Below are 13,954 nucleotides of genomic sequence, written 5' to 3'. Positions count from 1 at the left end.
AATAGATATGGCTATGATTAATACTAAAAATTTAATTAAAGTTTTCAGAACCGATGAGGTGGAAACTACGGCATTAAATAATGTCAATCTGGAAATTAATAAAGGAGAATTTGTTGCGATAATGGGCCCGTCGGGATGTGGCAAGTCAACTTTGCTGAATATTATCGGCTTGCTTGATAATCCAAGTGAAGGAGAGCTGCATTTTAACGGTTATCAGGTAGAGAACTACACTGAAAGGCAAAGAACAAATTTGAGAAAAGAAAACATTGGTTTTGTTTTTCAAAGTTTTAATTTGATTGATGAATTGACTGTGTTTGAGAATGTTGAGCTGCCTCTTTTGTATATGAAAGTATCGGGTGCAGAGAGAAAAAGAAGAGTGAATGAGGCATTGGAAAGAATGAATATTGCCCATAGAGCTAAGCATTTTCCTCAGCAATTATCTGGTGGACAGCAACAAAGAGTTGCTATTGCAAGAGCTGTTATTTCAAATCCCAAATTGATTTTAGCGGATGAGCCAACGGGTAATTTGGATTCGGCTAACGGAGAAGAGGTGATGAATCTTTTAACTCAACTTAACGAGGAAGGAACTACAATAATCATGGTAACTCACTCGCCGTCAGATGCAGATAGAAGTCATCGTATTATTCAGTTGTTTGACGGACATATTGTAACTGAGAATATGAGACAAAAGCTCTAGAAAGGAAATATTATTGTTATTAATCAATTCTTAGGTTTATATTCTGAAAATTGAGCTGCATATTAATCAGGCAAGTATGTTTAAGAATTTTTTCATTACACTTTTTCGAAATTTTTCCAGAAACAAATTCTATACAACAATTAATATTGTTGGTTTATCAGTGGGATTAATTTGTACAATTTTGATTTTACTGTTTGTTCAGGATGAACTTTCATACGATAAGTATAATGTGAATCATGAACGGATCATTCGTTTGGGATCAGATTTTACTTTGAGTGGAAAGAGAGACCGTGTTGCGACATCGCCTTTACCATTCGGGCCAACCTTTGCTGAGGAATTTCCTGAGGTGGAGCAGTTTGTTCGGTTTCAAGGTTCAGGAAGACAGCAGTTTAAATATGATGATAAAGAGTTTTATGAAGAACATATCGCCTTTGCTGATTCTTCTGTATTTACTATTTTTAGCTTTCCCCTGCTAAAAGGAGATCCCCAAAAAGCTCTTACTCAGCCATACTCAATAGTGCTAAATGAAACTCTGGCAAAGAAGTATTTTAACGGCGAAGATCCAATAGGCAAGATTTTGCTTGTTGGTGAAAATACAGCCTATACTGTTAGTGGAGTAATGAAAGATCTCCCTTCCAACAGCCACTTTAAATATAATGCTTTCTATTCCATGAAAACATTGGAAAGCATAAGGGGAGCGGAGCAATTTAACAGTCAGCAGCCAATTTCATTTTGGTCTTTTAATAATTATACGTTTTTGCTGTTAAAAGAAAATTCGGAGGCGGATGCTATTCTCGAAAAGTTTCCGGCTTACTATGAGAAATACATGAAAGAGCTTGGAGATCAATTGGGAGTTTCCTACAAATTAATAATTCAGCATCTTGAGGATATTCATTTAAGATCACAATTGCAATGGGACGCTCCAACCGGCAATATAAAATACATATATATTCTTACTGCGATTGCCATTTTCATCCTGTCCATTGCCAGTATTAATTACATGAACATGGCAACCGCACGGTCTTCGAAACGAGCAAAAGAGGTTGGTATTCGTAAAGTGGTTGGTGCACAAAGAGATAATATCATTCGTCAGTTTATGATGGAGAGTATATCTTTAACAGTTTTTGCTCTTATTATAGCCTTAATATGTGTTGAGTTATTGTTGCCTCTGTTTAATCAATTGGTAAATAAGGATCTCACATTGAGTATTTTGGATACTCCGGAGGTGATTCTGTTTAATGTAATTCTAGCCGTCCTCTTAGGTCTTATTTCGGGGAGTTATCCTGCTCTTTACTTGTCTTCAATTCAGCCGGTTTTTATTTTAAAAGGAAGAAATGGCAAAGGTGGGGCAAATGGTTTTTTGCGAAAATTGCTTGTGATCTCACAGTTTACAGTTTCAGCCATGATGATTAGCGGAACTATCATCGTTGCATCTCAATTCCTGTACATGAATAGTATGGATGTGGGATTTAATAAAAAAGATATCGTTGTTTCGGTTATTCGCGATTCAGTATTGCGGACTAGAATAGATGCGTTAAAAATGGAGCTGAAGAAAAACCCTAATATAAAGGCTGTTGCAACTTCGAGTTCATTAATTGGTTTTGGAGGATCGAAAACGGTGCATTTGTACGAGAGTGATGAAGGGATGCAGCAGTATGCATTAAATTTCAATGTTATTGATTTTGATTATATCGATTTAATGGAAATGAATATTCTGAAAGGAAGAAATTTTAATCGTGAGATTCCATCAGATACAATCAATGCATTTATCGTTAATGAGTCGGCCGCAATTAAATTTAACTGGGGCGAAAATGCCTTGGGGAAAAAGCTTCAGGTTGGAGTGGAAATTGAAGGTGTTGAAGATGGGGGAGAAGTTCAATTGGGCGAGGTGATTGGTGTAATTCGGGATTTTAATTATCAGCCTCTTAAAGATTTAATTGAGCCGATGAATCTTATTGTCTCGGAAAATCCTGATTACCGAAGGAATTTGCACGTGAAAATTAATTCTGAAAATAAAAAAGAGACCCTACTATATATTCAGAAAGTATGGAATGAGTTCTGTCCCAATATGTCATTTGGTTATTCCTTTTTGGATGATAGAATGAAAGAAAATTATGAACCGGAAGAAAGACTGACATGGATTTTTTCAATTTTTTCTTTGATAAGCATTTTAATTGCATCCATGGGTCTGTTTGGATTGTCCTCTTTTATGGCCGAACAACGAACCAAAGAACTGGGCATTCGGAAGGTATTAGGTGCATCGGTAGCAAAGTTGGTGTATTTGCTGACTCGTGAATTTATCAGGTTAATTGTAATTGCGAATATCGTAGCTGTTCCAATATCTTATTGGGCTTTAAGTGCGTGGTTGAGTGATTTTCCTTATCACATTTCAATAGGCATTTGGATATTTGTTGTCACCCTAATTGTTTCTTTAGTGATTGGATTGTTTACTGTAGCATGGCAATCTTACCGGGCAGCAAGTTCCGATCCAATTAAGGCAATTAAATATGAATAAACTCAAATAGTATAAACCTTCTAAATCATTTACTCATGAGAGAAATATGTGTGCCAATACCACTTGGCGATGATAATGAAGTTGCAGAAGTAGAAGTTAAACTTGCAAATAAGAAAATATCTGTATTTTTTAGATTGGAATCATTTTCTTGGGATGTATCCAAAGAAATGGCAGATAAATCAGATGATATAACAGAGAAATTACTCAAGATATATAATTTGAAAAAGCTCATCGCCGACTATGATTCAGATTGGGAATTGATACAGATTTTTACTCCTTTAGAGTCATCAAAGAACATTCAGGTGCTGTTTCGTAAAAAATAGCTGAAGATATTATTTATTTCTTGTGTAACTTTTGTTGTGTCTATTCGTCATACGAGCGGAAAGAACAATAAACTTAAATCAGGAAGTATGGATCGTCTAGCAAAAAATCTCTTATTCTTTTTTCTTTTTATTCAATTGTTTTTTGGCTCATTCTCTGTTTTGGGTCAAACATATTCATGTTATTTATACGGTAGTATTACTACTGTTGATGGAGATATGTACAAAGGTGCCATTCGTTGGGATGATGAAGAGGTGTTCTTAACAGATGTGTTTAATGCCGACAAAGAAGAAAATCCTTACCTGAAATACCTTCCGGAATCCAAAATCAAAAATAATGAAGAAGGATACAGTAGAAAGAGAACATGGGATCGATTCGAAGTCACAATTAATGATGAGAGGAGAAATTTAAGCAGTGTTTACGATCGAAAATTTCAATGTCGGTTTGGCGATATAAAATCAATATCTGTAACAGGAAGCGAATCGGTATGTTTAGAGCTTAAAAATGGAAAGTATATTAACTTAAGCGGTGGTTCAAATGATGTGGGAACAAAAGTTTGGATCATTGATCAGGAATTAGGATTGTTGAAAATTGATTGGGATCGTATTGATATAGTCAATTTTGAAACAACACCTACTGATCATGTGGAGACTTTTGGAGAACCAATTTATGGAAAGATTACAACAACGAAAGGAGAGTTTACAGGTTTTATTCAATGGGATCACGATGAGTGTCTTTTGGGAGATAAATTGGATGGAAGAAGTCGCGATGGAGACGTATCCATCTCTTTTGATAAAATAAAAAAAATTGAAAAAACAGAAAATGGAAGTCTCATTACTTTGCATTCCGAACGACAGTTCGAATTGACCGGTGAGAATGATGTTAATAAATACAATAGAGGAATTATAGTTAGTATTCCTAATGTTGGAAGAGTAGATTTTCCCTGGAGTCACTTTCTTTCTTTGGAGATTCTTCCTCTTTCCAAAAATACAGATTGTTTATCTGAATTTAGGGTATCGCAAAGGTTGTTCGGTACATTAGTTACAAAGGAAGGTAAATCGTATAAAGGAGTAATTGTTTACGATTTAGATGAGGCAATGGATTCGGAAATTTTAAATGGTTTAAATGATAAATTGGAATTTGCTATCCCTTTCAGAAATATTGGCAGTATTAAACCAATGGCATACAACTATTGTCTTGTTGAACTAAAAAATGGGATGAAGCTGTATCTTGGCGACCAAACCGATGTTTCCAATAAAAATGCCGGAGTAATTGTTTTTGTAAATGAAGATGAATATCAAAACTTTAAATGGGAAGATATCGAACGTATCGATTTTATGTGAAAATCTTCATATTTAGAATAGATGTCCCATCTTGATTTTTTCAAAATGGGATTTTTTTTGTAATTAACTGATCTTATCCTGTTTTCTTAAGCTTCTGGTGTTTTTTGATAAAAGAATCATTACTTCTTCAAGTGTATTTAGATCTCCGTACTCTCCCATATTTAGAATATGAAAATTATCTCAAAAGTGCTACTATCTTGGCATTTAATTAACTATTGTGATGCTTATTGTTACTTGGGTGGCTGTTCTTGGTCGGACAGCTATTTATTGAGGCAATAAAATTATTCCCATAAATCTGGATTTTCTCATTTTTAAATGCAATATTTATATTGTCGTAACTGTGGTTACGGTAATGTGAGTTACGATAAAAAAATAAAGTGACATGAAATTTTATAATAGGGAAAAAGAAATAGCTCAACTTCATAAGATTGAGAAGAAATCTAGAAATACTGCACAAATGACCTTTATGCTTGGTCGCAGACGTATTGGTAAGACGAGTTTGTTGATAAGAGCTACAGAAAATTATAAAACGCTTTACTTTTTTGTGTCCAAAAAAAGTGAGCCGCTTTTGTGTGAGGAGTTTACCACTGAAATAAAGAATAAGCTTGGAGTTGATATTTTTGGAGAGCTCAAATCGTTTAAAGATGTATTTGGCTATCTGATGGATTTATCCACCAAGCAGCATTTCACCCTTATAATAGATGAATTTCAGGAGTTTAATTCTATCAACTCCTCCATATATAGCGAAATGCAGAATATTTGGGATTCGAAAAAAAATGAATCATCGATTAATTTATTACTCTGTGGTTCGGTATATTCATTGATGTCTAAAATTTTTGAGAATTCTAAAGAGCCTCTTTTTGGTCGAGCTACAGCAAGAATTCATCTTAAAGCTTTTGATATAGCTGCACTTAAAGAGATATTATCAGATCATTACCCAGAATACACTAAAGAAGATTTACTTGCCTTTTATCTTGTTACAGGTGGAGTCGCCAAATATGTTGAAATCTTAGTGGAGGAAGGTAGTTTTATAAAGAACGATATCCTTGATCATGTATTTTCGGATAATTCCCTTTTCATTGATGAAGGTAAAAATGTATTGATTGATGAATTTGGTAAGGATTACGGTAATTATTTCTCGATACTATCATTGATTGCATCCTCTAAAACATCAAGAGTTGAGATGGAGTCTGTTCTTGAAATAAATATTGGAGGTTTTCTAAATCGATTAGAGAGTGATTATGGTCTGATAGAAAAGGTAAAGCCTATTTTCTCTAAATCAAATAGCCGATCAATCAAATATCAGATTAAAGATAATTTTTTAAACTTTTGGTTTAGATTTATTTACAAATATAGAAGTGCTGTAGAAATTGGAAATATCGATTATATCAAGAATATAGTTGAGAGAGATTATGACGTATATTCTGGCCGCATACTTGAAAAGTATTTTGTTGATAAAATGATGCAAGAAGGCATATATTCTGATATTGGTACTTATTGGGAAAAGGGAAACAAAAATGAGATTGATATTGTTGCAGTTAACGAATACGAAAAACGTTTAGTTCTTGCTGAAGTAAAAAGGAATAAGGATAAAATTAAACTAAATATTTTGCAGCAAAAGGCATCTTCCTTGCTAAATAATTTTAACAAATACTCTATTGAATACATTCCCTTGTCTTTAGATGAAATGTGATTATTATGAATCCTTTTATAATGTGCTATTATGTGTCTACATGCACAGTAAAAGGACTGACTTTGATTTTTTTAAGGTATCCGAATTGGTATCTGCTTTTGATGTGGATTAGACGGATTATAACATAAAAACACCAATAAATAAATGATTTATTGGTGTTTTTATGTTTAGTGGAGCTGCAGGGAATCGAACCCTGGTCCAAACACGCGATCAATAGGCTTTCTACATGTGTAGTGATTTATTGATTTTCGTACAAAGTTAGGGAAAGCACACCCGATACTTTATCTTATCTTTTTAATTTCGCCTGCTCCCCAAAGCCTGAAGCAGACTAACCCTGAATTGATAGCATCCAATTACTTACCGGAACAAGGTGGAACCATAAGTTGGATGTCTCGTCACCACTCCTAGAGTGGTGATGAAGCATTAATCTACTTTATTCGATTAAGCAGCAAGAGCGTAGTTATTTTCGCCAATTAAAAAGTTTGATATCCGATATTTACGAGCTGGAATAACAACGCTCGACATGCTTACATACTAATTCATCATGCTGTCAAAATCCACGTCAGCCCCAGAATCGATACAAAATTAGTAAAATTCACACAGTTTATATGATTTTTTAATGGAAACCTTACAGAATTAGTATTAAATTTAAGTTAGTAAGGGTAGATGTTTAATTATCAATTACAAAGAGTGAGTATTTGCAGTTCTTGCTTTATGCATAGCAATAGATAAAGGCATAACGATTGTTCAAATTAGAGATCTACTTCAAAAAAGGTAATCAATCTATTCTGATAGGCGTACAAATAATAGTCGTTTTTATTCTTATCTTAAAGTTCATTTTCCGTATAAAATTGCACAATCGTATATTAATCAAGGAATCGTATGAAGAATAAAATTAGAATCGGAGTACTTCGGGAAACTAAAAATCCTCCTGATAGAAGAGTTGCAATACCTCCAGTAACCGGCTTGCAAATTCTTAATAAATATCCTAATGTTAGTATATTCATTCAGCCGAGCGACATTCGTTGCTTTACCGATTCGGAATATAGAGAGCAAGGATATTTTTTAACGGATGATTTGCGCGATTGTGATATTCTGATTGGCGTAAAAGAGGTTGCTATGCCTACTTTAATTCCCAATAAAACCTATTTGTTTTTTTCACATGTAGCAAAAAAACAAATATATAATAGAGAGTTATTGCGTCAAATAGTTAAAAAAAATATAACCTTAATTGATTATGAGTATTTAAAAGACAATCATAATAAACGTTTGGTGGCTTTTGGTCATTGGGCTGGTGTAGTAGGTGCTTATAAGGCACTTAGAGCTAGGGGTGTACGAACCGATCTTTTTGATTTACCACCAGCTAGTCTTTGTGAAGATATGGAGGAAATGTATTTACATCTGAAAAAAATTAGTTTAAAACCGATTAAGATATTGATTACCGGAGGTGGCCGAGTTGCAATGGGAGCAATGCAAACACTTCGAGTTTTGAATTTAAAAGAGGTAGGGCCAGAAGAATTTTTACGAGAAAGTTTTAATGAGCCTGTTGTTTGTAGAATTGATCCGGAGAGTTATGTGGAGCGGAAAGATGGGCGAGATTTTAATCTTCAGGATTTTTACAATTATCCAGAAATGTACCAATCGACATTTAAGCCTTTTACGAAAGTAACAGACTTATTTATTGCTTGTCATTACTGGGATCCAAAGTCGCCTAAGTTCTTAAGTCCAGAAGATTACAAAGAAGAGGGTTTTAACATTTCAGTAATTGCTGATGTGAGTTGTGATCTAAATGGTCCAATTGCGTCAACGCTTCGAGCATCAACAATTGCATCTTCCTTTTATGGATACGATCGATTTAACGAGGAGGAAGCAATTCCTTTCGTCGATAAAAGAAATGTAACAGTTATGGCTGTGGATAATTTACCAGGCGAATTGCCACGAGATTCTTCAATTGATTTTGGGGAAGCTCTGTATCAGAATGTATATGAAGCACTTTTAGCTGATGATCCGGATGGAATAATTGAGCGGGCAACAATTGTGAAAGAAGGAGTGTTGACTCCTCGGTTTGCTTATCTTCAGGATTATTTAGAAGGAAAAGATGCTGTAATAGTATAAAAATAAAGACCAAATGTACTGCATTTGGTCTTCTGTATATTATAGATTTTTTAAATCGGATATTGTTTGATTCGGATCATTTGCTCCAAAAACAAAACTTCCGGCAACCAAAGCATTGGCCCCGGCTTCAATTAATTTTTTTCCTGTTTCCAAATTCACACCTCCATCAATTTCAATTACGACAGAAGCATTTTTTTCTTTGATCAATTCAGCCAGTTTTTCAACTTTAGCATAAGTGTTCTCAATAAAACTCTGTCCGCCAAAACCAGGATTTACGCTCATTAAAAGAACCAAATCAATATCAGTAATAATTTCTTCTAAAACAGAAACCGGGGTATGAGGGTTTAGCGATACGCCGGCTTTCATTCCTTCACTGTGAATGTTCTGAATAGTACGGTGAAGATGAGTGCAAGCTTCGTAATGAACTGTTAGAATGTCAGCGCCGGCTTTTTTAAAAGCTGCAACGTATCTATCCGGATCAATAATCATCAGATGAACATCCAACGGTTTTTCAGCAATTTTGTTTATTTGCTCTACAACAGGCAGACCATATGATATGTTAGGTACAAAGACCCCATCCATAATGTCTAAGTGAAACCAATCGGCCTGACTGTTGTTTACCATTTCGATATCGGCCTTTAGATTTGTGAAATCGGCAGCTAGCAGCGAAGGTGAAATTAATGTTTGCATTTGGTTGTTTACGTTTCGTTTAAATATGGCGCAAATATAAGTAAAAAAGGATAAGAGGAGGTAAATGAAAATTCACCATCTATTCTTATCCTTTCTTTTCACCCTAAAATAAATATTATTCTCCTAAATAAGTTTTTAGTATTTTGCTTCTAAATGTTGTCTTCATTCGCTTGATTGCCTTCTCTTTAATCTGGCGAACACGTTCCCGCGTTAAGCCAAATTCTTTTCCAATTTCTTCGAGAGAGTAAGGTGGCTTTTCATTTAATCCAAAATACAATCTAATAATAGCAGCCTCCCTTTTTGAAAGTGTTGATAAAGACCGGTCAATTTCTTTGCGAAGTGAGTCCCGAATTAGCTTTTTATCCGGACTAATTTCATCATTGCTAAGCAATATATCGTAAAGAGTATTCTCTTCGTCAGGGTTTATAGGAGCATCCATAGAGATGTGTCTTCCTGAAGCCTTAAGTGCTTCTTTTACATCTTTCGGACTCATTTCCAGTATGGCAGCAATCTCTTCAGGTGAAGGTTCCCGCTGATACTCCTGTTCCAATTGAGCGAATGTTTTGTTGATTTTGTTAATAGAACCAATTTTGTTTAACGGCAGGCGCACAATTCGGGCTTGCTCGGCCAATGCCTGCAAAATGGATTGCCTAATCCACCAAACAGCATATGATATGAACTTAAAACCTCTGGTTTCATCAAATCTTTGAGCTGCTTTAATTAGTCCTAAGTTTCCTTCGTTAATCAAATCCGGCAGACTAAGGCCTTGGTTTTGATATTGTTTCGATACAGAAACAACAAAACGTAGATTGCATTTAATAAGTCGATCCAGGGCTTTTTTATTGCCCTTTTTTATCTCCCTGGCAAGCTGAACCTCTTCCTCTGCAGAAATAAGATCGACTTTCCCAATTTCATGAAGGTACTTGTCCAGTGACGGAGTTTCTCTATTGGTTACCTGTTTAGTGATCTTTAGTTGTCTCATAGTGGATTTTAATGGTATTTACATACGAGTTGACTATTCTCGTTTATATTTAAATATAGCAAAATCATTTTGAAAAAGAAATTTGTGGCACTTTCAAGAAGTTTATTTTGAGATTAATAAACTTATATAGCGACATCAGGCATCAATTTGAATAATAAAATCATTTATTTTTTGTGATTTATAACTAATTCCGTAATATTGCAATTGAATTCAGATTAATTCTTCTCATTTAGAGGTCGAAAGATCAGGTTCCCAATTGTTCAAAACAATTTCTATCTAAAAAAATCACCCGAAAAATATTAATATATCATTTATGTACGATATTCTTGAATTAAACAAGAAGCTTGTGCCTGAATTACGAGAAATCGCTAAAGAACTCAATGTTAAAAAAATTGAGTCTTTTAAGAAACAGGATTTAATTTACAGAATCCTTGATCAACAGGCAATTGTAGCTTCTGAAAGAAAAACACCAGAAAAAAAGACTCCCTTAAAAAGACCTAAGAGTCCGATGGGAGATAGTAAGGCTGATGAAGGGCGATCCAGATCGCTTTTGCACAAAAGAAAAAAGCCGGAACAACCAGTTAGGGATGCTGTAAGTAATGAGACTACTCACGAAGAAGATACAGCACCAAAAGACGCCCCAAGAAAACCCATACGAGGAGCAAGACCGGTTGTTGAAAAAGCTGAAAGTACTCCTGTTGAGGAGAAAATCGAAGAACAATCACAAACCTCAGTTTCAGCGCCTCCAGTTGCAAATGAAAATGCACAAAGAAGCGAAAGACCCGCAAGACCACCGAGACCTGCAAGACCACCAAGAACGCCAAGAACAGAACGTCAGGATAAACCAGAACGTCAGGACAAGCCTGAGGTGGCGGATGTTACTGAAGAACAGGTGAAAACAGAAGGCCGGGAAGTGTCTGATAAGCCAGAGAAAACGGAAAGACAAGAGAATCCAAATAGAAAACGTTTTGAAAAACGTGAGAAAGAGAAATTGTTTGAGTTTGATGGAATAATTGACAATTCTGGTGTTTTGGAAATTATGCCTGATGGCTATGGTTTCCTGCGTTCGTCGGATTACAATTACTTGAATTCTCCTGATGATATATATGTGTCGCAGTCGCAAATCAAATTATTCGGTTTAAAAACCGGAGATACTGTTAATGGAACAATTCGTCCGCCCAAAGAAGGTGAGAAGTATTTTCCATTAATTAAAGTTGCAAAGATTAACGGCAGACTACCTGAGGTAATTCGGGATCGTGTACCTTTTGATCATTTGACGCCTTTATTTCCGGATGAGAAATTTAATTTGACAGGAAAAGGGATGAATTCAATGTCAACACGTCTTGTTGACATGTTTGCTCCAATTGGTAAAGGACAAAGAGGACTGATTGTTGCACAGCCAAAAACAGGTAAAACTGTTCTTTTGAAAGAGATAGCCAATGCTATTGCAGCGAACAATCCAGAAACTTATATGATTATTTTGTTGATCGATGAGCGTCCTGAAGAGGTTACCGATATGGCTCGAAGCGTAAATGCTGAGGTTATTTCATCTACCTTTGATGAGCCGGCTGAACGCCATGTTCGTGTTGCTAATATCGTTTTAGAGAAAGCAAAACGAATGGTTGAGTGTGGTCATGATGTTGTAATTCTATTGGATTCAATAACAAGATTGGCTCGTGCATACAATACTGTTTCTCCTGCTTCAGGTAAAGTGCTTTCGGGGGGTGTGGATGCAAACGCATTGCACAAACCAAAACGTTTCTTTGGTGCGGCAAGAAATATTGAGAATGGTGGATCGCTTACAATTTTAGCAACAGCATTAACAGATACAGGTTCTAAAATGGATGATGTTATCTTTGAAGAATTTAAAGGGACTGGTAATATGGAGCTTCAGTTAGATCGTAAGTTATCTAACAAACGAATTTTCCCGGCAATTGATATTACAGCATCAAGTACTCGTCGTGACGATCTGCTTCTTGATCCAAATCAATTGAACCGCATCTGGATTCTTAGAAATTATCTGACAGATATGAACTCTATTGAGGCAATGCAATTCCTGCAGGATCGCTTAAGAAAAACAAAATCGAACGAAGAATTTTTAATCTCAATGAACGATAAGTAAATCGCTTTTAGTTTTAAAAAGATATAAAAGGGTAATGATATCAGTCATTGCCCTTTCTTTTTGTGTTAAACTTAAAGTGTTAATTTACAATGAAATTTCATAAATGAATAAGACTAGTTTTAAAAATGTATTTTAGCTTAGTATTCTTATAACTAGCAATTTATCGATTTGTGGTATCTTATTTTAAATAAGTATAAATAGCAAAAAGAAAAGCTTTTTGTAATCTCTAGATTGCAAAATGCCGCTTTTATTCTATAAATTTGCGAAGTAAATTCGACAGAAAATGAACACTTTAGTACAGACTCATAATAGTTTGTTGAAGCATAAGAAAGGCACCATTAGACGTGAGTTGGCTGATGAAATTGATTGGTCACAACGTTTGATAGCCATTAAAGGATCCAGAGGAGTTGGGAAAACAACTTTTTTATTGGATTATATTCGTGAGCACCATGCCAACGATAAGAATTGCTTATACATCAACCTAAACAATTTATTCTTTACTGAGAAAGGATTAGTTCCTTTTATTGATGAATTTTACAAAAGAGGAGGTAAAATATTGCTTCTCGATCAGATTCATAAATACCCGGAATGGGCAAAAGGTCTGCGAACTTGTTACGAGCAGTATCCCGATTTAAAGATTATTTTTACCGGTTCATCAATTCTTCGGATTAAGACGAATGAAGATTTGAAAAATTGTGTGAATGTCTATTACCTAAATGGCTTGTCATTTAGAGAATTTTTAAATTATGAGTCGGGAAATCAATTTACTCGCTACACACTGGAAGAACTGTTAGAGAATCATGAGGGAATTGTTGAAGAAATTCTTGGCAAGGTTCGTCCGTTAGCTTATTTCAATGATTACCTGAGGTTTGGATATTATCCTTGTTATCAGGAGGAGAAAAGCTTTATGGATAATCTTTTGAAGATGATCAATTTGATTTTAGAATTTGATATCACTTACTTAAACCAAATTGAACTAAAATACCTGTCCAAGTTAAAGAAACTTCTATATATTATTTCCTGTAATGTTCCTTTTCAACCAAATGTAAGTAAGCTGGCAAACGATGTAGAAACATCCAGAGCTACAATTATGAATTATTTGAAGTATTTAAAGAATGCCAGATTAATTCGTTTGTTGAATTCTCAGGGGAGTTTTAACGATGCGTCGAAGAAACCAAATAAAGTTTATCTGCACAATACGAATTTATTATATGCAATTGCACCGGAAAATGTAAATGAAAGTAATCTAAGGGAAACTTTCTTTTACAATCAGGTGGGACCTAACAGAAGCATTACAAGCACCGACAGAGGTCATTTTTTAGTGAATGATAAATTTAATTTTGAAATTACAGGTAGTGATGATACGTCTGAATCGAAATTTAGAACAGAAGACTTTTTTATTGCTGCCGATATGATAGAACGTGGAGAGGGAAATAAAATACCTCTTTGGTTGTTCGGCTTTTTGTATTAAAGAAT

10 protein-coding genes and 1 other RNA gene are annotated in these 13,954 nt (G+C 34.9%); 8 read left to right on the top strand and 3 right to left on the bottom strand.

The annotated features are described in order from the left end of the window. Positions 1-13 precede the first annotated feature (13 nt). The 5 genes from BZG01_RS05565 (at position 14) to BZG01_RS05545 (ending at position 6,569) form a co-directional block, all read left to right on the top strand. The gene (locus BZG01_RS05565) at positions 14-697 is read left to right on the top strand and encodes an ABC transporter ATP-binding protein (RefSeq protein WP_101308872.1); all 684 of its coding nucleotides are present in this window, start codon (positions 14-16) and stop codon (positions 695-697) included. Between the two features lie 76 nt (positions 698-773). After that, on the top strand, positions 774-3,212 hold the full coding sequence (locus BZG01_RS05560) for an ABC transporter permease (RefSeq protein WP_101308836.1): 2,439 nt from the start codon (positions 774-776) through the stop codon (positions 3,210-3,212). Positions 3,213-3,247: 35 nt separating this feature from the next. After that, the gene (locus BZG01_RS05555; RefSeq protein ID WP_101308835.1) at positions 3,248-3,535 is read left to right on the top strand and encodes a hypothetical protein; all 288 of its coding nucleotides are present in this window, start codon (positions 3,248-3,250) and stop codon (positions 3,533-3,535) included. An 87-nt stretch (positions 3,536-3,622) separates the two neighbouring features. Next, positions 3,623-4,876 (top strand): hypothetical protein, encoded by a 1,254-nt coding sequence (locus BZG01_RS05550; RefSeq protein ID WP_143470844.1) that lies wholly within the window; start codon positions 3,623-3,625, stop codon positions 4,874-4,876. Positions 4,877-5,258: 382 nt separating this feature from the next. After that, a complete protein-coding gene (locus BZG01_RS05545; protein WP_101308833.1) occupies positions 5,259-6,569 on the top strand; it encodes an ATP-binding protein in 1,311 nt (436 codons plus the stop codon). Between the two features lie 168 nt (positions 6,570-6,737). Here the strand turns inward: BZG01_RS05545 and ssrA are convergent. Further along, positions 6,738-7,139: a transfer-messenger RNA gene (ssrA, locus tag BZG01_RS05540) on the bottom strand. Between the two features lie 312 nt (positions 7,140-7,451). Here ssrA and BZG01_RS05535 point away from each other — a divergent pair. After that, the gene (locus BZG01_RS05535; RefSeq protein WP_101308832.1) at positions 7,452-8,684 is read left to right on the top strand and encodes an NAD(P)-dependent oxidoreductase; all 1,233 of its coding nucleotides are present in this window, start codon (positions 7,452-7,454) and stop codon (positions 8,682-8,684) included. Positions 8,685-8,723: 39 nt separating this feature from the next. Here BZG01_RS05535 and rpe read toward each other — a convergent pair whose 3' ends face one another. Both rpe and BZG01_RS05525 read right to left on the bottom strand, forming a co-directional pair. After that, entirely contained in the window at positions 8,724-9,374 is a 651-nt protein-coding gene (gene rpe / locus BZG01_RS05530) for a ribulose-phosphate 3-epimerase (protein ID WP_101308831.1), read from the bottom strand. Between the two features lie 115 nt (positions 9,375-9,489). Further along, on the bottom strand, positions 9,490-10,356 hold the full coding sequence (locus tag BZG01_RS05525) for a sigma-70 family RNA polymerase sigma factor (protein WP_101308830.1): 867 nt from the start codon (positions 10,354-10,356) through the stop codon (positions 9,490-9,492). A gap of 313 nt (positions 10,357-10,669) precedes the next feature. On the opposite strand from BZG01_RS05525, the gene rho reads away from it, so the two are divergent. Together rho and BZG01_RS05515 are read left to right on the top strand one after the other, a co-directional pair. Further along, positions 10,670-12,478, top strand: coding sequence for a transcription termination factor Rho (gene rho, locus BZG01_RS05520; RefSeq protein ID WP_101308829.1), 1,809 nt, complete (start codon positions 10,670-10,672; stop codon positions 12,476-12,478). 283 nt (positions 12,479-12,761) lie between these two features. Further along, positions 12,762-13,949: an ATP-binding protein gene (locus BZG01_RS05515; protein WP_101308828.1), complete on the top strand. Its 1,188-nt coding sequence runs from the start codon at positions 12,762-12,764 to the stop codon at positions 13,947-13,949. Positions 13,950-13,954 lie beyond the last annotated feature (5 nt).

Origin of the sequence: Labilibaculum manganireducens (assembly GCF_002843385.1) — a bacterium.
Lineage (GTDB): Bacteria > Bacteroidota > Bacteroidia > Bacteroidales > Marinifilaceae > Labilibaculum > Labilibaculum manganireducens.
Note: the sequence above shows the minus strand (reverse complement) of the source record. Positions and strands in the feature narration are given on the sequence as shown.